Source organism: Paraburkholderia kirstenboschensis (assembly GCF_904848585.1).
In the GTDB taxonomy this organism is placed as follows: Bacteria; Pseudomonadota; Gammaproteobacteria; order Burkholderiales; family Burkholderiaceae; genus Paraburkholderia; species Paraburkholderia kirstenboschensis.
Map to the genome: position 1 here is coordinate 64,885 of NZ_CAJHCR010000021.1, position 23,384 is coordinate 88,268.

General features: G+C 61.0%; 18 protein-coding genes. 10 read left to right on the forward strand and 8 right to left on the reverse strand.

Annotated elements, in window-relative coordinates; genetic code table 11:
• Positions 1–617 precede the first annotated feature (617 nt).
• A complete protein-coding gene (locus tag JMY24_RS33065) occupies positions 618–1,526 on the reverse strand; it encodes a LysR family transcriptional regulator (protein WP_128597762.1) in 909 nt (302 codons plus the stop codon).
• A gap of 104 nt (positions 1,527–1,630) precedes the next feature.
• On the opposite strand from JMY24_RS33065, the gene JMY24_RS33070 reads away from it, so the two are divergent.
• From JMY24_RS33070 to JMY24_RS33085, 4 genes are all read left to right on the forward strand, one after another.
• Positions 1,631–2,437 carry a phytanoyl-CoA dioxygenase family protein gene (locus tag JMY24_RS33070; RefSeq protein WP_201703647.1) on the forward strand — a complete coding sequence of 269 codons (807 nt, stop codon included), beginning with the start codon at positions 1,631–1,633 and terminating at the stop codon, positions 2,435–2,437.
• Between the two features lie 223 nt (positions 2,438–2,660).
• Positions 2,661–5,711 carry a D-2-hydroxyglutarate dehydrogenase YdiJ gene (gene ydiJ / locus JMY24_RS33075; RefSeq protein WP_201703649.1) on the forward strand — a complete coding sequence of 1,017 codons (3,051 nt, stop codon included), beginning with the start codon at positions 2,661–2,663 and terminating at the stop codon, positions 5,709–5,711.
• Positions 5,712–5,789: 78 nt separating this feature from the next.
• On the forward strand, positions 5,790–7,094 hold the full coding sequence (locus JMY24_RS33080) for an MFS transporter (protein WP_128597760.1): 1,305 nt from the start codon (positions 5,790–5,792) through the stop codon (positions 7,092–7,094).
• A 145-nt stretch (positions 7,095–7,239) separates the two neighbouring features.
• Positions 7,240–7,566, forward strand: coding sequence for an SDR family oxidoreductase (locus JMY24_RS33085; protein ID WP_268960833.1), 327 nt, complete (start codon positions 7,240–7,242; stop codon positions 7,564–7,566).
• Positions 7,567–7,841: 275 nt separating this feature from the next.
• Here the strand turns inward: JMY24_RS33085 and JMY24_RS33090 are convergent, their stop codons facing one another.
• From JMY24_RS33090 to JMY24_RS33115, 6 genes are all read right to left on the reverse strand, one after another.
• Complete coding sequence (locus JMY24_RS33090; RefSeq protein WP_128597759.1) at positions 7,842–9,008, reverse strand: ABC transporter permease; 1,167 nt, start codon at positions 9,006–9,008, stop codon at positions 7,842–7,844.
• A gap of 8 nt (positions 9,009–9,016) precedes the next feature.
• Positions 9,017–10,171 (reverse strand): ABC transporter permease, encoded by a 1,155-nt coding sequence (locus JMY24_RS33095; RefSeq protein ID WP_128597758.1) that lies wholly within the window; start codon positions 10,169–10,171, stop codon positions 9,017–9,019.
• A gap of 21 nt (positions 10,172–10,192) precedes the next feature.
• Positions 10,193–10,915 (reverse strand): ABC transporter ATP-binding protein, encoded by a 723-nt coding sequence (locus tag JMY24_RS33100; protein WP_128584821.1) that lies wholly within the window; start codon positions 10,913–10,915, stop codon positions 10,193–10,195.
• Position 10,916: 1 nt separating this feature from the next.
• Positions 10,917–12,119 carry an efflux RND transporter periplasmic adaptor subunit gene (locus JMY24_RS33105; RefSeq protein WP_128584822.1) on the reverse strand — a complete coding sequence of 401 codons (1,203 nt, stop codon included), beginning with the start codon at positions 12,117–12,119 and terminating at the stop codon, positions 10,917–10,919.
• A gap of 785 nt (positions 12,120–12,904) precedes the next feature.
• Positions 12,905–14,794, reverse strand: coding sequence for a TRAP transporter large permease (locus JMY24_RS33110; RefSeq protein ID WP_128597757.1), 1,890 nt, complete (start codon positions 14,792–14,794; stop codon positions 12,905–12,907).
• On the reverse strand, positions 14,791–15,819 hold the full coding sequence (locus tag JMY24_RS33115) for a TRAP transporter substrate-binding protein (protein WP_128597756.1): 1,029 nt from the start codon (positions 15,817–15,819) through the stop codon (positions 14,791–14,793). The genes JMY24_RS33110 and JMY24_RS33115 overlap by 4 nt, the downstream gene beginning before the upstream one ends.
• Before the next feature lie 196 nt (positions 15,820–16,015).
• Here JMY24_RS33115 and JMY24_RS33120 point away from each other — a divergent pair, with 196 nt between their 5' ends.
• The 4 genes from JMY24_RS33120 to JMY24_RS33135 all read left to right on the forward strand — a co-directional run bounded on the left by JMY24_RS33120 (position 16,016) and on the right by JMY24_RS33135 (position 19,710).
• A complete protein-coding gene (locus JMY24_RS33120) occupies positions 16,016–16,924 on the forward strand; it encodes a LysR substrate-binding domain-containing protein (protein WP_128590286.1) in 909 nt (302 codons plus the stop codon).
• Between the two features lie 180 nt (positions 16,925–17,104).
• The gene (locus tag JMY24_RS33125; RefSeq protein WP_128597755.1) at positions 17,105–18,463 is read left to right on the forward strand and encodes an NAD(P)H-dependent oxidoreductase; all 1,359 of its coding nucleotides are present in this window, start codon (positions 17,105–17,107) and stop codon (positions 18,461–18,463) included.
• Between the two features lie 45 nt (positions 18,464–18,508).
• Positions 18,509–18,820 carry a putative quinol monooxygenase gene (locus JMY24_RS33130; RefSeq protein WP_128597754.1) on the forward strand — a complete coding sequence of 104 codons (312 nt, stop codon included), beginning with the start codon at positions 18,509–18,511 and terminating at the stop codon, positions 18,818–18,820.
• The gene (locus tag JMY24_RS33135) at positions 18,817–19,710 is read left to right on the forward strand and encodes an NAD(P)-dependent oxidoreductase (RefSeq protein ID WP_201703651.1); all 894 of its coding nucleotides are present in this window, start codon (positions 18,817–18,819) and stop codon (positions 19,708–19,710) included. Before JMY24_RS33130 ends, JMY24_RS33135 begins: the two co-directional genes overlap by 4 nt.
• A 718-nt stretch (positions 19,711–20,428) precedes the next feature.
• Here JMY24_RS33135 and JMY24_RS39290 read toward each other — a convergent pair.
• On the reverse strand, positions 20,429–20,551 hold the full coding sequence (locus JMY24_RS39290; RefSeq protein ID WP_268960831.1) for a hypothetical protein: 123 nt from the start codon (positions 20,549–20,551) through the stop codon (positions 20,429–20,431).
• A 253-nt stretch (positions 20,552–20,804) separates the two neighbouring features.
• Between JMY24_RS39290 and JMY24_RS33140 the strand changes: the two genes are divergently transcribed.
• Both JMY24_RS33140 and JMY24_RS33145 read left to right on the forward strand, forming a co-directional pair.
• A complete protein-coding gene (locus JMY24_RS33140; RefSeq protein ID WP_128597209.1) occupies positions 20,805–21,299 on the forward strand; it encodes a DUF305 domain-containing protein in 495 nt (164 codons plus the stop codon).
• The gene (locus tag JMY24_RS33145; protein WP_201703653.1) at positions 21,299–22,777 is read left to right on the forward strand and encodes a YncE family protein; all 1,479 of its coding nucleotides are present in this window, start codon (positions 21,299–21,301) and stop codon (positions 22,775–22,777) included. Before JMY24_RS33140 ends, JMY24_RS33145 begins: the two co-directional genes overlap by 1 nt.
• Positions 22,778–23,384: the final 607 nt, after the last annotated feature.

The following is a 23,384-nucleotide window of genomic DNA, read 5'->3' on the forward strand; positions in this document are numbered from 1 at the left end:
CTGAAGTTTCTCACCGGTGTGGTATTGCATCGCAACCCATCGTCATGCCCGCTATCTGAAGGGCTTCTCGATGCCTCTCGGCAAACGCGTCTGTATGACTTGATTGACGAACGCAGTCGAGCGAGTCGTGGCAGTGGATCTCGCCTAAGTCCACGTCCCTTGGGCATAAAAGCCGGTCACTGCTGGAACAACGATCCGAGTCGCATCAGGGTCGGTTACGGTCCTCTGCGCGACGTGCGGTTTTTGAGTTCTGGCGCGCGTCGCCATCGGGCAGGGTTCGGCCATGCGCAGTCGTTGGTTTCCACGGCATGAAAGGGCAGCCGAACGGCGGCTTTGCACCGTATAGCTGTCCGTCACCCAGCTATTGTGATCAAGACATCTCCGTGCGTCGAACATATCCCCCAATAATTTGGCCGCTGTCCTAGCTAATGCGGATCGTGCCAAAGCGAGACATGACGTTAAATGAGCTGCTTCAGCGGCTTCACACTTCCTTCTAACGCGACCGGACAAGCAGTCAAATCAACGCTACATACGGCGGCCACAAATCAAAGCAGTTGTGCTGACAGTTCAACCGGAAAACTAACCTGTTCATCGCAATTGAAGTCGTACCACTTGCCTTACTCGACCTTCGCTTTGCCCGGTGCGCGCGCGGCTATTTCGCACGCGAGTTGAACAAAAGCGCCTAGCGCAGCGGGCGGGTTGGGTTCCTTCCACGCGAGGTAGAGTTCGCTTTGCGCGTGCTGTTCACGCAGCGGACGATAAACGACGTTGTCCATGTGCGTTCGTTGAACCGACGCAGGTACGAGCGTCACACCAAACCCGGCGCTTACGAGGCCAAGGGACGCGTAGATCTGTCCCATTTCGAAGCTCGTGGAAGGAGAGAAGCCTGCCAGTGCGCACAACTGGTTGATGGTGGCGTGATAGTCCGGCGCGACATCTTTCCGGTAATTGATGACGCGCAGGTGCATACAGTCCTTGATGGAAATCTGCCGCTTCGCTGCGAGAGGGTTGTCCTTCGCGATGGCAACGTAAAACGGCTCCTGAAGCAACAAGACGCTGTTCAGTTTGGTATCCGACGGCAAAGAGCGAACGAAGGCCAGATCGACGTCCCCTCGATCCAGCGCATTGATCTGTTCCGCAGAGGAAAACCATCGAAGTTCGACTGTCACCGCGGGGTAACGCTGCTGGAATTCACGCAAGAGCGGCGGCAGCAGCGTGTACGCGATGTGCTCAAAGAACCCGACCGCCACCCGGCCGATTTCCCCTCTTGCTGCGCGTTGCGAATCCACGATCGCGGAGTTCGTGTCCGCCAGAATTCGCCTGGCCCGTTCTTCGAAAACCTGGCCCGCCGATGAAAGGAAAACGCGTTTGCCCCGGCGCTCGAAAAGCGCCACGCCGAGTTCCTCTTCCAGTTCCCGTATCTGCCGGCTCAACGGCGGCTGGGCCATGTGCAGTTCTTCCGCCGCTTTCGTGAAGTTGAGTGTGCGTGCCACCGTCAAAAAGTAGCGAAGATGCCGCAGTTCCATTTGAAACCTTTTAGGTATCGATACGCAACTTATTATATCTTTTACATTGGACGCGACGGGTCTTAGGATCATGACATCACACCAATAAGTCAGGAGATGCCCTCATGAAACTTACCGCGTCACAATTGGAAGCGTACGAGCGCGATGGATTCGTTGTTCTGCCGGAGCTTTTCTCGGAAGAAGAAGTCGAGCATATGAAGAGCGAGTTGCGCCGGATCCAGAAGATCGACACCGACCATCTCGTCCGTGAAAAAACGGGCGGCATCGCGAAGACGATCTACAAAGTTCACGAAACCGAAAGTCCGACGGCATCGGCGGTCTTTCACTCCGCCGTGCGCTCCCCCAGATTGCTCGAGCCGGCACAACAACTGATCGACGATCCCGAACTCTACATCTATCACACGAAGTGCAATCTGAAGACGGCTATCGACGGCTCCGTCTGGCAATGGCATCAGGACTTCGGCACCTGGCATATCGACGGCGTGAAAGAACCGCAGATGACAACCGCGTTGGTCATGCTCGACGAGCCGACCGAAATGGGCGGATGTCTCTACTTCATCCCGGGAAGCCACAAGCTTGGTTCACTCGATCCGACGTTCGATGAGGCAACCGGTTACCGCTTCTACGTCGTACCCAAGCCGACGATGCTCGATATTTTGTCCAGTCATCCCAAGGCCGTGCCTATCATCGGCCGCCCGGGAACAGTCGTGTTCTTCGACGCCAACATCGTGCATTCCTCGGGTCACAACCTGTCCGGGGACGATCGATGGCAGGCCTATGTCGTCTACAACCAGGTGAAGAACAAGCCTGAACAGGTCGAGCAGCCGCGACCGGATTATGTGCGCTCGACCAATTTCGTTCCTCTCGAGGTTGGCTCAGACGAGATTCTCGACAGAGTTCAGATCGGCTGAACTTGCGCGCGCGTCGCTCGCCGGGACGCATGTACCTGGCGAGCAGCGGCAAGTCACATCAACAGGGTAAGCCTTATCTCCTGAATGTCGCCGACGCGTGACCTCGCGTTTTCTCTCCGGATGCGGCCATCACGACGACGCATCAGGCCTGTTGCTCTGATGGACGCAGGTGAAGCAATACGTCCGCAGAGTGCCGCGCAAGGACGCATGAAAGGTAAGCGACATGAAGGTCATAAAGATAAAACTAGAAGAAGCACGAGACACTACTTCTGAAGCAGCGTTTCTCGAAGCTCTGCGGGTTGCGGGACTGGAGGGCGAGATCGACGTCAGCCATGCGACGCGCACGGTACTCGCAACGGACAATTCGATCTATCAGCGCAGACCCACGGCTGCGATTTTCCCTCGCAACGCCGCTGACGTTGAGCGCATCGCGCGGCTGCTCGCCGAGGAGCGATTTCGAAGCGTCGTGGTATCGCCCCGAGGCGGTGGCACCGGCACCAACGGCCAGTCATTGACCGACGGTATCGTCGTCGACCTGTCCCGCCACATGAACCGCATCATTGAAATCGATCCGGTTAAACGCACGGCAAGGGTTCAGGCAGGCGTCGTCAAGGATCAATTGAATGCGGCTCTCAAACCGCACGGATTATTCTTTGCTCCGGAACTGTCCACGTCGAATCGCGCCACGATTGGCGGAATGATCAGCACGGACGCCAGCGGACAAGGCAGCTGCACCTATGGAAAAACGCGCGACCACGTCATCGCTCTGAAGAGCGTGTTGCTTGGAGGCGTTCCGCTCGTCTCCGAGCCGGTCGACGATGCAGCACTGGAACAGCTTTGCGCACGGACGGATATTGTCGGACGGGCCTACAAAACCGCCCGCGAGATTTCCGACAACCAGGCTGAACTCATACGAGACACTTTCCCGCCGCTTAATCGCTGCCTGACGGGCTACGATCTCGTGCATCTTCGCGAACGTGACGGAAGGCTGAACCTGAAAAGCCTGATTTGCGGCGCAGAGGGTACGCTCGGCTTCGTTGTAGAGGCGACATTGAACGTGTTGCCGATACCGCTTCATTCTGCGCTGGTGAACATCCAGTATGAAGGATTCATGGATGCGCTGAGGGATGCGCGCGCTCTGATGGAACATCGACCGCTGTCCATCGAGACGGTGGACTCCACGGTACTCGCGCTAGCCCGCGATGACGTTGTCTGGACTTCGATATCCGAGTTCTTCCCGGACTATAACGACGAGCGAAGCGCTCAAGGTATCAACCTCGTTGAATTCAGCGCCGATGATCTCGGTCAGCTGCAAAGCCGTGTCGCTGAATTTGTCGGGCACATCAGCACGGACCAGAGCGTTCGGCGTCTCGGCCACACGATCGCCTGGGGCGATGTGGCGATTAGCCGTGTTTATGCAATGCGAAAGCGCGCAGTCGGCCTTCTTGGCAACGTACGCGGAAAAAGGCGGCCGCAGCCGTTTGTCGAGGACACAGCTGTCCCTCCGGAGCAACTTGCGGAGTACATCGCAGAGTTTCGCGCGTTGCTCGATTCCTATGGCTTGAAGTATGGGATGTTCGGGCATGTTGACGCTGGCGTGCTGCACGTGCGTCCTGCGCTCGATCTGAGAGCCCCCGAGGATGCTGCCTTGATCAGGCCCATCTCGGATGCAGTCTCGGCGCTCACGATGAAGTACGGAGGACTTCTTTGGGGAGAGCACGGGAAAGGCGTGCGCTCGGAATACGCACCGGCCTTCTTCGGGAGCCTCTACCCGTCCTTGCAGCTAATCAAGGCAGCGTTTGACCCATATAACCAGCTAAATCCCGGAAAGATCGCCGTACCGGCAGGCGTGGATAGCACACTTCTCAAGATTGACTCCACCACTTGGCGAGGTGAACTCGATCGCGAGATCAGCGACGCTGTGTGGGAAGCGAACGGTGACGCCGTCCAATGTAACGGCAATGGCGCTTGCTTTAATTTCGATCCGGACGATTCGATGTGTCCTTCATGGAAAGCGACACGTCAACGCATTCATTCTCCGAAAGGCCGTGCGTCGTTGATGCGTGAGTGGCTACGTCTGCAGGTAGCTGCAGGTACCGATCTGATCGCTCGACCGCGTGCGAAGCGCTTGCCCGTACGTTTCTTGAATTCGCTGCGTCGCGGTCGAAACAAAGATGATTTTTCGCACGAGGTGTATGAGGCGATGAGCGGCTGCCTCGCCTGCAAATCTTGCGTCGCTCAGTGTCCTGTCAAGGTGAACGTGCCGGAGTTCCGATCACGATTCCTGGAGCATTACCACACGCGATATCTTCGCCCGGCTCGCGACTACATGATTGCTTCTCTCGAATACACGATTCCACGGCTGGTCTCCGTGCCCGGGGGGCGACAGTTTTACAACGGCGTTGTGGAAAGCCGGTTCGCGCGACTATTGCTCAAGCACGTTGTTGAAGTAGTCGACACACCGATTATTACCCGGAGCGAAGCCAGCAAGTCGAACCGATGCGCTATCGCGACGCCTGAGATTCTGATGCGGATGAACGCAAGCGAACGGAAACGTTGCGTGGTCATGGTCCGCGACACCTTCACGAGTTTTTTTAGTGGCGACGTCGAAACCGCATTTGTCGAGCTTGCAGATGCTTTGGGATTTCGCGTATTTTTCGCGCCCTTTCATCCGAATGGGAAGCCTCTCCACGTTCTGGGCTTTCTGGCACGGTTCGCGCGGGCCGCGCGGAAGAACGCCCAGACACTGCTCGATATTGCAAACACGGGTGTCACGCTGGTTGGGGTCGACCCGGCCATGACGCTGACGTATCGCCAGGAATATTCCAAAGTACTCGGGAGCGAAAATGTCCCGAACGTGTTGTTGCCACAGGAGTGGCTCGCGACTGCGATCAGTTCGTCGCACATGCCCAAAGCGGCACGCGTGTCGTTCACGTTACTACCTCATTGCACGGAGAAGACCAATGCCGGGCAAGCTACAGCGCTTTGGAAAGCGGTTTTTGCCGCGGCAGGTCTGGACGTGGCGATGCCCTCAACAGGGTGTTGCGGGATGTCAGGCACTTACGGCCATGAAGCGAGGAACGTGACTACATCGACCGACATCTTCGCGCTGTCGTGGGCGCACCAGATTCCTGAATCCGATTGCCCGGTCAGCAACGAGGAAAGCCCAGAGGTCCTGGCGACAGGCTATTCCTGTCGCTGTCAGGTGAAGCGTCTGCGAGGCAAGACGCTTCGTCACCCTGTGCAGGTGCTTGCGGATATCTACCGCCGATAGTCATTAGATGTAGCTCCGGACCTAGCAGTGTTCAATGTGAAAGCAAATACCTGTTTTTCGAAAATATAAGGAGACGGAATGATCGAGAAGTCGAAGAAATTAAAGCGCATACAGGTGGCATCAATAGCGCTTCTGACGCTGGCCGGGATTGTCAACTATCTCGATCGGAGCACATTGTCTATCGCGAACCATTCCGTCAGCAGTGAACTCGGGTTGTCGGCATCTCAGATGGGAATATTGCTGTCTGCCTTTTCGTTCGCTTACGCCTTTGCGCAACTGCCGGTCGGGGTGCTTCTCGACAAACGTGGTTCGCGAGTGATGCTCGGACTGGGAATGTTCGTCTGGTCCGCCGCTCAGTTTAGTGGCGGGCTGATAACTAATCTCCATCAGTTCATCATTGCGCGTATCGCGCTCGGAGTAGGTGAATCGCCAAACTTTCCGGCTGGCGCGAAAGTGGTCAGCGAGTGGTTTGGAATTCGTGAGCGAGGTCGGCCGACGGGCATCTTCATTACTTCATCGACGATTGGGCCGGCTCTTGCGCCGCCGATTCTGACCGTCATGATGCTGTCGTGCGGTTGGCGACAAATGTTCATGATCATGGGCGGCTTCGGAATTGCGGTGTCGATCGGCTGGTACTTGATCTATCGTGACCGCAAAAACGTGACGCTCTCGGACAGAGAAGCTGCCTATCTGAACGAAGGTGCAAGTGACACCAGGGTCGAGCGAAAGATGACCATGTCGGAATGGCGCAATCTGTTTCTGACGCGTACCACCTGGGGCATGATTCTCGGCAATGCGGGCATCATCTATATGCTGTGGCTATACCTGACGTGGCTGCCTGCATATCTTGAGCGTGAGCGTCATTTGTCGCTCGCAAGCACCGGATGGCTGGTGTCGATACCGTATCTTTTCGGCACGATTGGCATGTTATCGAGCGGCTTCGTTGCTGATGCGTTGCAGGCCCGCGGTATCGCACCGATTCGAAGCCGAAAATGGCCTATTTGTATCGGTCTGATTGGTGGGGCTTTATTTACGGTTCCCGCCGCGTTCACGCCGAATCTGACACTTGCGATTCTCTATCTCAGCGTAGCGATGTTCTTTGTCCAGATGGCATGTGGTGCGAGTTGGGCGCTTGTGTCTGTGGCTGCGCCGCGGCACATGGCGGCATCCCTTGCGAGCATTCAAAACTTCGGCGGTTATTTCGGCGGCTCGTTCGCGCCTTTTGTCACCGGTGTTGTCGTCGATCGGACGCATTCGTTTGTCGACGCGTTCCTTATCAGTGCTGGAATCGCGCTTCTGGCTGCGCTCGTCTACGCACTGATGGTTGGAAAGCGCGTCGACGAACCGAAGGTCGCCGTGTCGACACCGCCGCTCGCGACGTAACCAGTTTGCGCAGGCCGGTATAACCGTTCCATAAGATTTCCGGCACACGGAAAGACTTTCTTTCATTTGGCGTGCGCCTCCTCACGACGAGAAAGGATCTGGAATTCATCAAGGATCAGGTGGAAGAACTGCCCGAAGCGACACGATCGGCTCCGCCGGAGCTGATCGCATCGTGGGCGCAGCAGGAACGGTCTACTACATGACCAAGTCCGCGCTGCAGTCGTTCACACGGGGGCTGGCTCAGGAGCTGGGCCCGAAGGACATCACTGCCAATCTGGCTCAACCGGGCTCGACTGATACCGAAATGAACCCGGCTAGCGGCGAAAGCGCGGAATTCCAACGCAGCCTCACGCCGTTGGGACGCTTCGCTGCACCGGATGACATCTCTGCGGCCGTCACTTTTCTTGCAAGCCCGGCGGCAAGGCATGTCACTGGAACAATTCTCACGGTCGACGGGGGCTTGCTGACTTAGATCAGTAATGCGGTTTGGCCATGACACGAAGAACATTGTGGAAGTGACCCATACCGCGCGTTCGGGTTGACGTTGTGGGCTCAAACGCGGCTCATTTAATCTCAGCCATCACGACCGGGTTGACCTGCCGCGGCTGCCGTGGAACACGCGCACTACCTCGAACTGAATCGCGCAAGTGGGCACGACGAACTCGAGGGCAAGCCGGGCTTCACCGGCGTCGACGTTACATCGCGCGTCAGGTTGCACACCGAGTCGGTCGGCGCGACTGCATGTGCTCAACGCGCGCGCAATGCATCGACGATCTTCATACGGGCCGCGCGCATCGCAGGCAGAAACCCGCCAAGGAGGCCCATCGTCATCGAAAATGTGAGCGTCTTCACGACGATGGCCGGGGTGAGGATAAAGCGGAACGACAGGTCCGCAAAGGTCTGGAAGTTGGTAGTCGAAAACGACGCGAACTGCATGAACGCCGCGCAGCCCAGCCCCGCCAGTCCGCCGACGAGCCCCAGCAGCATCGCTTCGACGAGAAACGCAGCGAGCACGTTGGTGCGCCGGAAGCCGAGCGCACGCAACGTGCCGATCTCCGCGACCCGGTTGGCCACGGACGCGTACATCGTGATCATCGCGCCGATCATTGCGGCTATCGAAAAGATCGTCGATAGCGTCAAGCCGAGAATGTTGATGAACGTCGAGAGCGCCTTCGACTGGTCGCTATAGAACGTCTGTTCGCGCTTCGCTTCATCGGAGAGGCGCGGATCGACGTCGATGTCGGACTTGAAGCCGCCGAACCGGTCGGACTGCGCGAGCCGCACTACCATCGACGAATAACTCGTGCGGCGAAATGACTGCATCAACTGATCAACATCGCCCCAGATTTCCGAATCGAAGCCGCTGCCGCCCGCGTCGAAAGTCCCAACCACGGTCCAGTCGCGCTGCGCGAGGCGCAAATGCTCGCCTGGCTGCGTACCGCTGAAGCCCTTCGCAATGCTGCTGCCGACGATGATTTCAGACGATCCCGGATTGAACATGCGCCCCGACGCGAGCTTCACTTGCGGCCGCAAGCTCATGCCCGCGGGCGAGACTCCGCGAATCACGACGTTCGATGGCTTGCCCGAGGCGAGCTTCGTCAGAGAGATCAGCACGACGGACTCCTTCGACGCCATGCGTCGCCCGTCGCCACCGATCGCCACCGCCGGGTGCATTTCGATCACGTTCGCCTGGCCGCGGTCGATCGCGCTCTGCACTTCCGTTTCCGCGCCCTTGCGGATCACCACGACGTTGTCCTCTTCACCGGTGGACACGAGCGTCTTCTTGAGGCCCGCATCGAGCATCAGCACGGTCGCGAACACGAACACGACAAGCGCGAGCCCACCGGCCGTGAGCGCGGTGGTCAGCCGGCGCATCCACAGATTGCGAGCGATATACGAGAGCGGGATCGCCACGTGAGCCTCTAGCCAATAGCCCGCAGGCCGTCGACGATCCGCACCCGCGCCGCCTGCAGCGCCGGAATGATCGCGGCCGTGATCCCGACGACGAGCGCGCACGCCGCCTGCAACAGCATCGTTTCGCGCGACACGTGGAACACCGGGAACACGCCTGCCGTCGCCTGCTTGAAGAGACTTGCGGCGGGCGGCGTGGCGAGTATGCCGAGACCGCCGCCCACCGAGCAGATCGTCACCGACTCGCCGAACATCAGCACCGCGAGAAACCCCGGGCCGAAACCGAGTGCCTTGAGCGTCGCATATTCAACGGTGCGCTCGCGCGCGCTCATCGCCATCGCATTGGCCATCACGGCCATGATGATGACGATGACCACATACGACACCAGTCGGATCGCCGCAATGATCTGATTCGACATCGCCACGAAGCCAAGCTGGAACGCCTGCTCGGTTTCGGTGAGGGTCTCGGCGAGCGAGTTCCTGAAGACGTTGTCGACATTGCGCGAGATCGCAGCGGCTTCGTCCGGGTTCGCGATACCGAGCACGTAGACCCCGACCTGATCCGCTTTCCGGCCGGGCGTCTTGCGTACCGCTTCGTTCAGGTACTCCCAGTGAAAAATCAGTTGGCGCGTAATCGTCGATTCGTCGCGACCGTCGAGAATGCCGCGTACGACAAACTCCCAGGTGCCCGGATAGATCGTGCCCTTGATCGGAATCACGTCGCCAATCTTGAAGCCGAACTGGCTCGCGAGCTGCCGGCCGATCAGACAGCCCTTGCGGTCCCGCTCGTAGTCGTTGCGCTGCTGCGCGGGCAAGATGAATTCCGGGTACAGGTCGAGATAGTTGTCCGATACGGCGAACTGCGCGAAGAAGTTCTTCGGCTCGCGATACACCCCACCGAACCAGTTGGAGCGCGCGACCATCGTCACGCCTTCCACGCCGCGTATGCGGTTCTCGTAGCTCAACGGCAGCGGAAAGACGAGTGAAATCGCATTGCGCGTCACGAGCCTTGCGTTCGACGCCGCCGCGGCGCCCGCATACCATGCGTCGACCACGGTATGCAGCAGCCCGTACGCGAGCACCGCGATCAGGAGTCCGAACACGGTCAGCAACGTGCGCAGCTTGTGCCGCAACGCGTTTCTCGTGATTAGCTTGAACAGGTACATGACGATCGGCCGTGGCGCGCTTCAGCGAGTGGTTCCATCGATCAGTTCCCCCTTCTCCAGATGCACGAGCGCCTTCGCCGCACCCGCCGCATGCGCGTCGTGGGTCACCATGATGATGGTCTTGCCGAGTTCGCGGTTGAGCCGCTGCATCATCGTCAGCACCTCCTCGGCGGACGTGCGGTCCAGGTCGCCTGTCGGTTCGTCGGCGACGATCAGCGTCGGATCGGTGATCAGCGCGCGAGCGATCGCGACGCGTTGCTGCTGGCCGCCGGAAAGCTCGGACGGGTAATGCTGCGCGCGATCCGACAGATTCACCATGTCGAGGACGAGGCTCACGCGCTCGCGCCGCTCCTTGCGCGATAGGCGCGTGAGCATCAACGGCAATTCGATGTTCTCGAATGCAGTCAGCACGGGCATCAGGTTGTAGAACTGGAAGATGAATCCGACATGGGCCGCGCGCCATTCCGCCAGCACCGACTCCGACAGCCGCGTGATGTCGAGTCCGCCGACGCGTAGTTCGCCGCCATCCGGCCGGTCGATGCCCGCGATCAGATTGAGCAGCGTGCTCTTCCCCGACCCCGACGGCCCCATCAGCGCAACGAAGTCGCCTTCGCCGATCGAGAGCGTGATGTCGGAGAGAACGGGCACCGTCTGAACGCCGCGCCGGTACGATTTGACGAGGTGCCTGATGTCGACGAGCGGCTCTGTATCGCTCACGCGCTTCACGTTGTCCACAGTGCTCACACTATTTCTTCGCCACGGTGACTTTGGCGCCGTCCTTGATGTGCTCGTTCGGCGCGCGTACGAGCACATCGCCGGGATGCACGCCGCTGACGGCCACGAGGTCGCCGAGCGCCGCGCCGGTCGTGACGGGCTCTTCGCGCACGGTATCGTCCTTGATCACGAAAGCGACCTTGCGGCCATCGCGCTCGACGATCGCCGCGGGCTGCACCGCGACCACCGGCTCCCGGTCCCGCGGCGGAACAGGCTTCGTCAGAAACGCAATCTTAGCGCTCATGTCGGGCAGCACGCGCTCATCGCGATCGACGAAGCGCACTTTGACGAGGACGGTTGCTTTCGAACGGTCGACAGTCGGCACGATGCGCGACACGCGGCCAGCCAGTCTGAGTTCGGGCAGCGCATCGAGCTGGATCTCGCAAGGCTCGTTCACGGTGATCTTCGCGATGTTCGATTCCGCGACATCGGCTTCGACTTCGAGCGTTTCCATATCGGCGATCGTCACGACGGCGCCCTTGCTGTCGGATGCCTGCGAGAACGGCGTGATGTTGTCGCCGACGTTTGCGTGCTTCTCGATCACCACGCCATCGAACGGCGCGCGAATCACAGTTTGATCGACGGCCACCTGGGCGGCCTGCGCATTGGCCTGCGCAGACGCGATCGCCGCACGGCTGTTGTCGATCGACGCTCGGGCCTTGTCGTAACGGGCGAGATCGGAGTCGTACTGGGTGGCGGGCATGGCGCCCTGCGGCGCGAGTATCGCGGAGCGGCGCAGGTTGATTTGGGCGTTCTTCAGTTCGGCCACCTGCAGCGCGAGATTGGCCTGCGCCACCTTGATTTGCGCCTTGGCCTGCGCGAGCGCGGCCTCGACGTCCGCGCTTTCGAGCCGCGCAATCACCTCGTCTTTCTTGACGCGCGTACCCTCCAGCACGCCGAGCCACTCAAGGCGCCCCTGCCCTTTCGAGGCCACCGCGGCCTTGCGCTGCGGCACGACGTAGCCGGTCGCGTTGAGCAGCGTATAGGTCTGCGAGGGGTAAGCGGACACCACGGTGGTGGTTTCGACGGCCTGCGGACCGGCCAGCTTGAGGCCGGCGACCGCCGCACCGACGAGCAGCAGCGCGACGACCCCGTAAGCGAACCAGTTGTGCCGCCGTCCGGCAGCGACGGCGGGCCGGTCGATTTTCAGCCTCTTCAGATCGTGATCTGCCAATTTTTTATGTCTTCGCCGGCTGGCATTCGCGCTTTGCGGACACCGCACAGAAACGGCATCGCGACGCCTCGCCACGCCGGCTACTTGTCCTGTAGACGGGCCCACAGTATAGCGCCGTGCCTGGCCCCGCTCGCGTCATGCGGACGAGACGCTTGCGCCTGCGCGGACGGCGCGTTCCCTGTCAGCGCCCAGTGCTGCACTGCGACGACCGAGCGTTCGCATTCAGGGCTGGCTCGCTGGATGATTGACGAAGCGAGGAACAGGCACCATGCGCGCGCCGCTATTGGCTAAACTGAAGTTTGTACGCACTGCGCTGAGTGTGTCGGGTCGCTCGCGCGCGCGAACTCCGGCACGTCTTCGGTATCTGAAAGAACATGGGGCGGACATGAGCACGGCTGCCACTTCTCACATCGGCTATCGGCGTCGCAATACCGTAGTTCCGGTGACGAGCGGGTGCAATGATGGGCCGATCGGACGTGGTATCGAGGGCGACATGTTGAAGTCTGGCGGTCCTCGCACGTTGCGCCGCTCACAGCAAGGATCGCCATTTTTCGTGTGCATGGATCGCTACAGCTCCGAACCATGGCGTTCACTCCGGGAGACGGGAGCTCGGTTATCTGGACGGCGTTGAAGCGGCCTAACTTAACTTAGCGCGCTGCGTGCCTCCAACAATTGCTTGAGACAACACGGATCGCCACTCGCACGAGGGCGAGGGCGAGGGCGAAACCACACCGCCGGAACCGGCAAGTGTGGTCAGCGCTAAACACCACATCTACTCGATAAGTTCAAAGAAAGCCGATCGAAATCCAAGGAACGAAGGCTATCGCGATCAGCCCGAGAAGCAGCATGCCGAGATAAATCCAGATGCGCTTGAGTCCCGCTTCAGGCGATACCTCACCGATGATGCACGCCGCGTAATAACACAGGCCGAAAGGCGGCGCGAACACCCCGAGTCCCATTGCGAGGACGACGACCATCGCATAGTGCACTTCGTGTATCCCGAGCTGATGTGCAACTGGAAACAACAGCGGCCCAAACAGCACGATGGCCGGAATGCCTTCCAGCACGCTACCGAGCACGATGAACGCAACGATCGATACCAGCAGGAAACCGGCAGCACCGCCCGGGACTCTCGTCATCATGTTGGCGAGGTCGTGCGAGAAACCCGACTGCGTCAACGCCCAGCCCATCGCACTCGCCGCCCCCACGATGAACAGAATGGCACCGGACAATGCCGCCGTCTGCAGCAGCATCGGCATGATGGCTTTCCACTTCAGGCCGCCGCGATAGATCAACAGGCCGATCACGAGCGAGTAGGCAATGCCGATCGTCGATACCTCCGTCGCGGTCGCGATCCCTTCGACCACCGCGCTGCGGATCAGGAATGGAAGCAGCAGCGCCGGCAATGCGATCACGAAGGTACGGCGCACGTGCGACCAGGGTGCCCTCACCGCTCCCGCGCGGCTCTCGTCCGTTTCGTCCTCACGCCCTGCACGCCACCACGCGACGACGCCCAGCACGAAAGCAAGCACGATGGCCGGCAGGATGCCTGCGGTAAACAACGCCGCGATCGATATGCCGGTCACCGATGCGATCGCGATCAGCACTAGCGACGGTGGAATCGTTTCGCTCATCGCACCGGCCGCCGCGAGCAGCGATACCAGTTCGCCGTCCTTCATTCCGCGCTTGCGCATCTCCGGGAAAAGCACGGGCGCAACCGCCGCCATGTCGGCCGTCTTGGAGCCCGAGATCCCCGATATCAGCAGCATGGCGCCGAGCAGCACATACGACATGCCGCCACGCACGTGCCCAAGCAGCGACGCGAGAAACGCCACCATCACGCGCGCCACGCCCGTCACATGCACGAGTTGCCCGAGCAGCACGAACATCGGCACGGCGAGCAGGATCAGCGTGCTCATGCCTTCGTCCATGCGTCCGACCACCACGCTGAGCGGCGTCGATGTAGTCGTCAGCAAAAAGGCGCTCGTCGCGAGCGAGAACGCGAAGGCGATTGGCACACCCGCCATCACCCCCGCACCGAGGAGGCCGACGAAGAACACCAGCAGCGCGCCCTGCCCCATGTGCGTCAAGGGTGCCTTGGCAAGATAGCAGCCCAACGCAATCAGCAACATCAGCACAATCGCACCGACGATGTGGCGTCGATCATGGCGCGCCAGGCGCAGCCCGCAACTCACCAGCGCCGCCGCGCAACCGAACGGAATCGCCAGTGCCCTGACCGAGCCCGACCAGCCGAGCGCCGGCGTCTCCACGAACGCCTGGTCCTGCACATAGTCGAACGCGGGATGCATGACAAGCGCGAAGAACGCGGCCGCAGCAGCGACCGCCAGCGTCTCGGCCCATGCCTGCGCGCGCGGTGTCACGTGCGATACGAAGAAGGACAACCGCATGTGACACGAACGCTGCACCGCAAGCGCGCTGCCCAGCATCGCAAGCCAGAGGAAAAGGATCGACGCGAGTTCGTCCGACCAGATCAGCGGTTGGTGAAACACTGCACGCGCAACGATGCCGATGAACAGCAGCGCCACCTCGCCCACGACCGCCGCCGCGGCGAGCACCTCGATCCCTCGCCGCAACCAGCGTTCGATGGCGGTCTCGCCGTGCGCGTCGCGCACGAGTGCCGGCCCTGGCACTTCAAGATTGTGTGCCGCGCTCATGATATTTTCCCCGTCACCGCTTCGAGGGCACTCCACGGGCCAGCACCGAACTTGTCGCGCCATTGTGTATAGAAGCCGGCCTTCGAGAGCGCTGCGCGAAACGCTTCCCTGTCCGCGGGCACGAACGTTAGTCCCTTGCCGGAGAGTTGCGACTTCAGCGACGTATTCAAACGCGCGACGTCCGCGCGCTGCTCGACGCTCGCGCGGTCGAACTCGCGCCTCACGATCGTCTTGAGGTCGTCGGGCAGCGCATTGAACGCGCGCGGATTGGCGAGCAGCCAGAACGGGTCCCAGATGTGATTGGTCTCGGCCACGTACTTCTGCACTTCATAGAGCTTGCCCGCCTCGATCGTGACGAGGCCGTTTTCCTGGCCGTCCACGAGATGGGTCTGCAACGCGGTGTAGAGCTCGTTGAAGTTAATCGACGTAGGGTTCGCACCTAGCGTCTGGAAGAGCGACGTGAACATCGGCGAGACCGGCACTCGAATCCGGTAGCCGCGCAAGTCCTCGGGCGCCTTGATCGGTTTCGTTGCGGACGTGATCTGCCGAAAGCCGTTGTCCGCTGCCTTGGACACCGACACGTACCCGCTCTTGTCGATCTGCGCGCGGATGAGCTTGCCGAGATCCCCATCGATGCCGCGCCAGACCTGGTCGTATCCGGAGAAGGCGAAGCCGAGATTGGTGATGGCCGCGAGCGGAATCACCGTCGAGAGCACCGAGCCCGATATGTTGAGCAACTCGACGGCGCCCGAGCGCGTCTGCGACAACAGGTCGGTGTCCGAGCCGAGTTGCGATGCGGGGAAGAAGCGGATCTCGAGCCTGCCGCTGCTCGCCTCGCGAATGCGATCAACGGCTTCCTTCAGCCGCGCATTGATCGGTTGATTAAGGGATTGCCCGGTAGCGAGCTTGTAGGTGAACTCGGCAGCGCGTGCAGGCCGGGTCCATATCGTTACCAGCGGAAGGGCGGCCGCAGCCTTCAACACCGCGCGTCGCGAAATGCGGCGCGGCGAGTTCGACGTGCTCATGATGCTGTCTCCATTTATATGAACTTACCGTGGCGCGCCACTTTGTCGGTATGGCGTCGAGGCACGTCGGGATGCTTAGCTAGTTGACTGTTTGTCCAGGCACCGCCGGTCCTGCATGTGCAAAATATAAGAGGCTTGTTGGTGAAGGACAATTCAATTATTTTGCGAAAAGGTGTAGCCAATCTAAAGGGTGATCATGTATCTGCCACTGCGGGCCATCAGTGTTTTTCATGCTGCGGCGAGTTCGGGAAGCATCTCTCGGGCAGCAGCGGAATTAAACGTCACGCCATCGGCCGTCAGCCAGCAAATCCAGTCGCTTGAAACGCATCTGGGCACGGCGTTGATGACTAAGGTCGGGCGAGGCGTTGCATTGACCGAAGCGGGCGAGCGCTACTTCGCGATGATTTCAGAGGAGATTGACCGCATCGCGGACGCGACTCAGCGGATACGCGGGTTGCGCTCCGTTACGCTCTTGACCGTGCGAGCCACGCCAACGCTCTCCACCAAGTTTCTTCTGCCGCGTCTGCGCTCGTTCCTCGACGGCCATCCCGATCTCGAAGTGCGGCTGAACGGCACCAATGAAATGACCGACTTCGCGCAAGAAGCAGTCGATATCGAGATCCGTCACGGCACCGGGCAATGGCCGGGCGTCTATGTGGAGGCGCTGACCGAGGAGTCGTTCCTGCCGGTCTGCTCGCCCGCCTACTGCGCGCCGGCGAGTCTCGACGCCGCCGATCTGCAGCGGCACCGCCTGATCTACTCGATCAAGTCGCAAGTCCAGTGGCCGCACTGGTTCTCGTTGGCGCGCGCGGCGCCGCTCGATCCCGGACAACGCGTCCTGTTCGACCGCAGTCACATGGCAATCGATGCCGCCGTCGACGGCATGGGCATCGCGCTGGAGAGCACGCTCATGATGTGGCGGGAGCTGCGCGACGGGACGCTGATCTGTCCTGTGCGCGAGCCGCCCGCCATCCGCCTGACGACGCAGTGGATCGTCTGCCCGCTCGAGCACCTCCACAAGAAAAAAGTGACTCTGTTCCTCGATTGGCTGCGCGCCGAGCGCACCGCCTGGCAATCCGGTTCCCAACTTCCCGCCTCCCGGTGATGTTGAAGCCTGGCTAACAAATCGACTCGGAAATGTTAATTGTTCTGGCGCAAGGCCCTGACTACACTTGCTCGCAAGTAAGGCGCACCGCTGTTCTGCCTTCGATCACGCCACCCCGGCCACTCACCGCGCGCCGCGCTCGCGGCCACGATCCATAGTCTCGACCACAAAGGATTGCAAATGAATCTCTCCAGTCTGCTCCAGGCACGCAACGCTTCTGGACGTCCCGTTCGCGTCGGCCTGATCGGTGCCGGCAAGTTCGGCTCGATGGTGCTATCGCAGGCGCGCCATATCGAAGGACTGCACGTCGTGGGCGTCGCCGATCTCGACGTCGGCAAGGCGCGCGCATCGCTTGCACGGGTTGGCTGGCCGGCCGAGCAATACGGCGCACGCACGCTCTCCGACGCTGCGAAGACCGGCGCCACCTGTGTGCTCGACGATGCCGCCGCGCTCGCCGCCTGCGGCGAGATCGAATGCATCATCGAAGCGACGGGCCACCCGATCGCGGGCGTGCGTCACGCGCTGGCCGCAATCGAAGCCAACAAGCATGTGGTCATGGTCAACGTCGAGGCCGACGCGATGTGCGGCCCGCTGCTCGCCGCGCGTGCTCGCGAGCGTGGTCTCGTCTACAGCATGGCGTACGGCGACCAGCCCGCGATCATCTGTGAGCTCGTGGACTGGGTGCGCTCCTGCGGCTTCGAACTGACATCGGCTGGCAAGGGCATGAACTTCGAGCCGCGCTACCGCTACTCGACCCCGGACACCGTGTGGAGCTTCTTCGGCTGGACCGACGAAGAAGTCGCCAAGGGCGATTTCAACCCGAAGATGTACAACTCGTTTACCGATGGCACCAAGGCCGCGATCGAAATGGCTGCGGTTGCGAACGGCACGGGCCTCGACTGCCCGGACGACGGCCTCGCCTTTCCGCCCGCAGGCCTGCACGATCTCGCGCGCGTCTTCCGGCCAGCGGAAGACGGCGGTCGCCTTTCGCGAAGCGGTCTCGTGGACATCGCCGCCAGCCAGGAACCGGACGGCCGCGAAGTGTTCAACAACATCCGCTATGGTGTCTTTGTCACGTTCAAGGCACCGAACGAATACGCGCGTGCGTGCTTCAAGCAGTACGGCCTGCTCGTCGATCCGACCGGCTGGTACGGCTCGATGTGGCGCCCGTTCCACATGATCGGCCTCGAAACCAGCGTGAGCGTGCTGTCCGCCGTGCTGCGCGGCGAGGCGACGGGCTCGTCGAAGGAGTTCCGCGGCGACGCCGTGGCGACCGCCAAGCGCGACCTCAAACCGGGCGAGATGCTCGACGGCGAAGGCGGATACGCGGTCTGGGCCAATGCGATCCCGGCATCGAAGAGCCTTGCTATCGGCGGTCTGCCGATTGGGCTTGCGCACAACGTCAGGCTGAAGCGCCCGGTCGCCAAGGACACGATCGTGCGCTTCGAGGACGTCGAACTCGAACGCGATCTCGATGTCGTCGCGCTGCGTCGCGAGATGGAGCAGAGCGCGCTCGGTAAGCCGGCGAAGGCAGCGTGAGGCGCGCACATCATGGCATCGGTTCGAGAGAGTGGAGAGTCCAGCATGGATAGCGGAACCGAAGCGTTCGTGGTCGTCGCCGAGTTCGAAGTGAAGGCCGAGTGTGTTGGTGACTTCCTCGCGCTCGCGCGCGACGACGCGCGGCACTCACTGGCCGACGAGCCGGGATGCCGGCAGTTCGATATCGTCCAGCTCGACGAACTGCCGGCGCGCGTCATGTTCTACGAGGTGTACGACGATCGAGCCGCGTTCGACGCGCACTTGCGGACGCCGCACCTCCATCGCTTTCGGGCCGGCTTTCCCGCGCTGATTGTGGCGGAGCGCCCGGTGCGCTTCGGCCGTCGCGAGCCTGCATGATGCGCGCGAGTCTTGCTGTGGGCTTTATCGGCACCGGCATCATGGGCTTGCCCATGGCCCGGCGCGTGGCAGGCGCCGGGTACCGGGTCGCGGCGTGGAACCGCACCCGAGACAAGGCGGTGCCGCTCTTCTCGGTGGGAATCGAGGTGGTCGGTCATGCAAGCGAAGCCGCGCGCGACGCGGATGTCGTCATCTGCATGCTGAGCTCGGGTCCCGCATGCGACGACCTCCTGCTCGGCGACGACGGGATCATCGCCAACATGCGTGCGGGCAGCGTGCTGATCGTGATGAGCTCGATTCCTGTTGAGACGGCGCAACGCCACGCCGGGGCCGCGGCGGCACGCGAAATCGGCTATCTCGACGCGCCCGTTTCAGGCGGGGAGAAAGGCGCGCAGGACGGCACGCTCGCGATCATGGCCGGCGGCGAGGTGGAGGTGTTCGAACGCGTGCGCTCCGTGCTGCAGACGATGGGCCGTCCGACGCGCATCGGCCCGGCGGGCACGGGCCAGCTCGCGAAGCTTGTCAACCAGATGATGGTAGCGAGCACGATCGCTACCGTCGCCGAAGCGATGCTGCTCGCGGAAAGCGGCGGCGCCGATCCCGCGCAAGTCCGCGCGGCGCTGCTCGGCGGGTTCGCCGACTCGACGATACTCCGCCAGCACGCGGCACGCATGATCGCGCGAGACTTTGCGCCGGGCGGCCCGGCCAAGTATCAAATCAAGGATACGAAGACCGCGCTCGGTTTTGCGCAGAGCGTGGGGTTGGAGTTGCCGGTACTGGGGCTCGTCGATGGCCTCTTCACCGACATGGTCGAGCATGGCGACGGCGATCTGGACCACAGCGCACTTATTCGAGAACTGCGCAGGCGCAACGGTTTGCCGGTGTCATGACATTGTGACGAACGGATTTTGATTCAAAACGCACCCTGTGTCGTTGGACGATTAGGCCGGTATTGATATATACCAAGCTGTATCCGCACGCTTGCGCCGCGTACCCACGCGCGGCTTATTTCCCGGTTGGAGAACGTTCATGAAGCCATCCACTCATAAGGGACGCGTTCTACGGCTCGTCGGATGGCCGCAATGACCACGAAGCTAGTCCGTCAATCGCGCGGCCGCTTACGGGGCGGAAGCGACCTCTGAGCGTCCGGGCGGCGCGTCGGACGAACGTCGCTTCATGGCCGCGCACCGTCGCTCGGGAAAACCAGCTGCCGCACGCGCGAACCGGTGTTTGCCCGTGTCGAAGTGACGGGCCGCGGGTACCATAGACAGTTCATAGGTGAGTCTCAGGAGGCGCCATGAAAGCGGTGTGCCCGCTGCACGGGCCAACGAATATCATCCGCACGAACGTGTACGGATTTCCGGTCTATGCCTGCTGCTGCGACGACGTGCGCTATGTATCGCCCCCGGACGCATGTACAAGGGCTCCGACGCAACGCGGACCTGACCCACAGCATCAACCTCAGCAACCGAAAACGACAAAGGAATAATACTGACGATCGGCCTGCCGCCTGAGTATTTGATCCGCCGCGCGATCATCCAGCAAGAAGCAAGGACCCGTGTCGACCCGTTACCGACGGTCGGGTCGTCGCGGTTCCAACAGCAGGTATCAGAGTGGAACGGCCATACCGCCGCGGAAGGTCATCTTCATATCGATCACCTCGCGCATCACCATTTCTTCAGGTTTTGATGAGCTTGACGCGATAGCTAACTGGGCAACGTTCGATGGCATACTGGTTCTCCTGTCAGCGATCGCTAGCGATTGTCCCCAGCCTGTTGGGGCGGCTCAGACACGGCACTCAAAGCCGACGCCGGTGCAGGAGCATCGCGGGCATTGCCGAGACGATCATCGACGGGCGACGCCGCTGCTGCCCATCGCGCTTCGAACCTTCATCTGCGCGAAATCTGCGTGACACGCGGAATAACTTCGCACCTGATAGGTTGACTGCTATGAAACGCCTGTTTGCCACAACGGGAGAATCATCGTGCGTACCCCAAGTCCTCATACCGACCGGACGGTCCTGAGCGTTGTCATTGTCCTGACGATCTCGGCGCTTTGCCGCGCGCCTGCCTTCGCTGCGCGTTTGCAAACTGCCGCTTCCGACGAAGCGCCCTTTCTGGCAGAGAACAATGCCGCCATGACGAGGATGATGGACGGCATGTCCGCGAAGCCAATGGGCGACGTCGATCTCGATTTTGTCGCAATGATGGTGCCTCACCATCAAGGTGCCATCGACATGGCGCAGGCAGAACTGCGGTACGGGCACAACGAACAGTTACGCCGCATCGCGCAAGAGATCGTCGTCGAGCAACAACAGGAAATCGTCGCCATGCGTTTCGCCCTCAGGCAGCCACTGCCGCTACCGGCCCCCGCTCCGGACCAGCAAAAGCCGGCTTCTATACCAGCCGCACCTGCCCAACCCAGATCCGACCACGGCATGCAATTGAACATGCCCAACCCTGTGCGCGCGGAGCAGTGATGAAACTCCAACCGATAATTGCCATCACGTTGTCGGCGGGCGCGCTGGCCGCGGCGCAGTTCGCCTGGGCCGGACAGGCCCCGGGATCGCTGTCCGATCGCGACATTCCGGTAAGCCACCACGATCGCGTCTACGCTGCCGAGCAGTTTTCGAACACGGTGTCGGTGATCGACCCGGCCGACAACAGGCTGGTTGGCCTGATTCGTCTCGGCGATCCTTCGCCCGGCAATTTCAGTCCGTTGTACAAAGGCCAACTGCTCGTGCACGGCATGGGTTACTCGCCGGACCATCGCACGATTGCGGTTGTCTCGATCGGATCGAACTCAGTTTCATTCATTGACACGCAGACTAATGCCGTCAAGCACGTCACCTACGTCGGCCGTTCGCCTCATGAGGCTTTTTTCACTCCCGATGGAAAGGAAGTCTGGGTAACTGTGCGAGGCGAAAACTACGTCGCGGTACTCGACGGCATGACGTACGAGGAGAAAACTCGCATTACCGTCCCGGCTGGCCCCGGCATGCAGATCTTCTCACCGGACGGGAAGTATGGTTATGTCTGTTCGTCTTTCAATCCGGAGACTGAGGTGGTGTCCGTGGCCGATCACAAGATCGTGGGCACGGTCAGGCAGGCGAGCCCCTTCTGTCCCGACCTGGCGGCGACGCCCGACGGCAAGCAGGTCTGGTTCACGCTCAAGGACACCGGCAACGTCCAGGTGTTCGATGCAAGGCCGCCATTCGCGCTGATCAGGACACTCGACACAGGCCCAATCACGAATCACGTGAACATCGTGCATAACGACAAGGGCACGTTCGCGTACGTCTCCGTTGGAGGCCTGAATGTGATCAAGGTGTTTCGAACTGACAACTTTTCGCAGGTGGCGACGATACCTGTCGGCAACCTGCCTCATGGGCTATGGCCGTCCGGCGACGGCAGCCGCATCTATGTCGGTCTCGAGAACGCCGATGCGATGACTGCGATCGACACACTGACCAACTCGGTCATCGCGACCGTGCCCATCGGCCAGGCGCCGCAGGCTGTCACCTATGTGCCGAATGCGGTGCCGGAAGGTGATGGGACGCAGAACCTGCAGGCACTCGGTCTGGCTGGCCAGAGCGTCCATATTGCACTGATGCTGGTGGGGGCGGCCAAGACGGCAGATGTCGCAAATGCACCTACGACTGTTGCGCTGTTCGACCAGGGACTCGTGCAGGTTCTCCAGGCCGCTGTCACCGGCCTGCAACCGAGGCAGCCCTACGTACTCGGTCTTGCCGATAACCCGGATGGCTCGGGTGACGTGCAGGTGCTTGCCAATTTCATGTCCAATCCGGCCGGCTCGGCGATCGTCATTGCTCTCGGCCAGATTCGCCAACTGGTCACACCCGGACTGAGCACCGCCGGAGACAAGCGCCGCTACCTCGTGGTCGCCCCCCAGGTATCGGGTAAGCCCGGGGCTCCCGTGCAGGTGCAGGCGCTGTAATCGGATTGCCGCCGCCAGATGTCATTCGCGACGGCAGAAGGTGCACGCGGCAGGGCTATCTGATCCTGACAGCCACAGCAACGATGCTGTGCCGGCGGCGTATTGAATGACCGGTTCCTGAGTGGAATCGTCGTCTGAATGCCGGAGCGAGAGTGCGAGCTAATGACGCATCATGGCCGGTTCCCGACTCATGCGACTGGCATACATACTTCCCGTCGCAAGGCCCGTTCGGCAGCCCGCGACCCCACTCCGGCCGTACGAGCGACCGCGATAATAACGGCGGCTTTTTAGGGTTGCAAGGGGCCTTCATTCGTTCGAGTTGATCGGCAAATCCTCGGTCATTGCCATCTCGCTACACGATTTGATGCAATGAATATGAAGGTCTTGTCGCCGGAGAATTCATGGCTTCGCATCGGCGACTCCGACAAGATCACGTCTCCCGCGGACGGTATTCCTTTCAGAAACGGCGTCCGGTGAACGAAAGCACCAGTCCAGCAACCGCTTGCCGTCTTATGGCACTGCTCATAGCGTACGCCGAGTTTGACAATTTCATGCCTGCAGCTATCTTGGAAACGTCCACCCGACGGCTCCTTCCGCTCAGTGATTG

What these genes read in the sequence shown, in the direction of transcription:
- JMY24_RS33065 (WP_128597762.1), bottom strand. Translation starts at nt 1,526, where the DNA reads ATGGAACTGCGGCATCTTCGCTACTTTTTGACGGTGGCACGCACACTC.
- JMY24_RS33070 (WP_201703647.1), top strand. Translation starts at nt 1,631, where the DNA reads ATGAAACTTACCGCGTCACAATTGGAAGCGTACGAGCGCGATGGATTC.
- ydiJ (WP_201703649.1), top strand. Translation starts at nt 2,661, where the DNA reads ATGAAGGTCATAAAGATAAAACTAGAAGAAGCACGAGACACTACTTCT.
- JMY24_RS33080 (WP_128597760.1), top strand. Translation starts at nt 5,790, where the DNA reads ATGATCGAGAAGTCGAAGAAATTAAAGCGCATACAGGTGGCATCAATA.
- JMY24_RS33095 (WP_128597758.1), bottom strand. Translation starts at nt 10,171, where the DNA reads ATGTACCTGTTCAAGCTAATCACGAGAAACGCGTTGCGGCACAAGCTG.
- JMY24_RS33110 (WP_128597757.1), bottom strand. Translation starts at nt 14,794, where the DNA reads ATGAGCGCGGCACACAATCTTGAAGTGCCAGGGCCGGCACTCGTGCGC.
- JMY24_RS33115 (WP_128597756.1), bottom strand. Translation starts at nt 15,819, where the DNA reads ATGAGCACGTCGAACTCGCCGCGCCGCATTTCGCGACGCGCGGTGTTG.
- JMY24_RS33120 (WP_128590286.1), top strand. Translation starts at nt 16,016, where the DNA reads ATGTATCTGCCACTGCGGGCCATCAGTGTTTTTCATGCTGCGGCGAGT.
- JMY24_RS33125 (WP_128597755.1), top strand. Translation starts at nt 17,105, where the DNA reads ATGAATCTCTCCAGTCTGCTCCAGGCACGCAACGCTTCTGGACGTCCC.
- JMY24_RS33130 (WP_128597754.1), top strand. Translation starts at nt 18,509, where the DNA reads ATGGATAGCGGAACCGAAGCGTTCGTGGTCGTCGCCGAGTTCGAAGTG.
- JMY24_RS33135 (WP_201703651.1), top strand. Translation starts at nt 18,817, where the DNA reads ATGATGCGCGCGAGTCTTGCTGTGGGCTTTATCGGCACCGGCATCATG.
- JMY24_RS39290 (WP_268960831.1), bottom strand. Translation starts at nt 20,551, where the DNA reads ATGCCATCGAACGTTGCCCAGTTAGCTATCGCGTCAAGCTCATCAAAA.
- JMY24_RS33145 (WP_201703653.1), top strand. Translation starts at nt 21,299, where the DNA reads ATGAAACTCCAACCGATAATTGCCATCACGTTGTCGGCGGGCGCGCTG.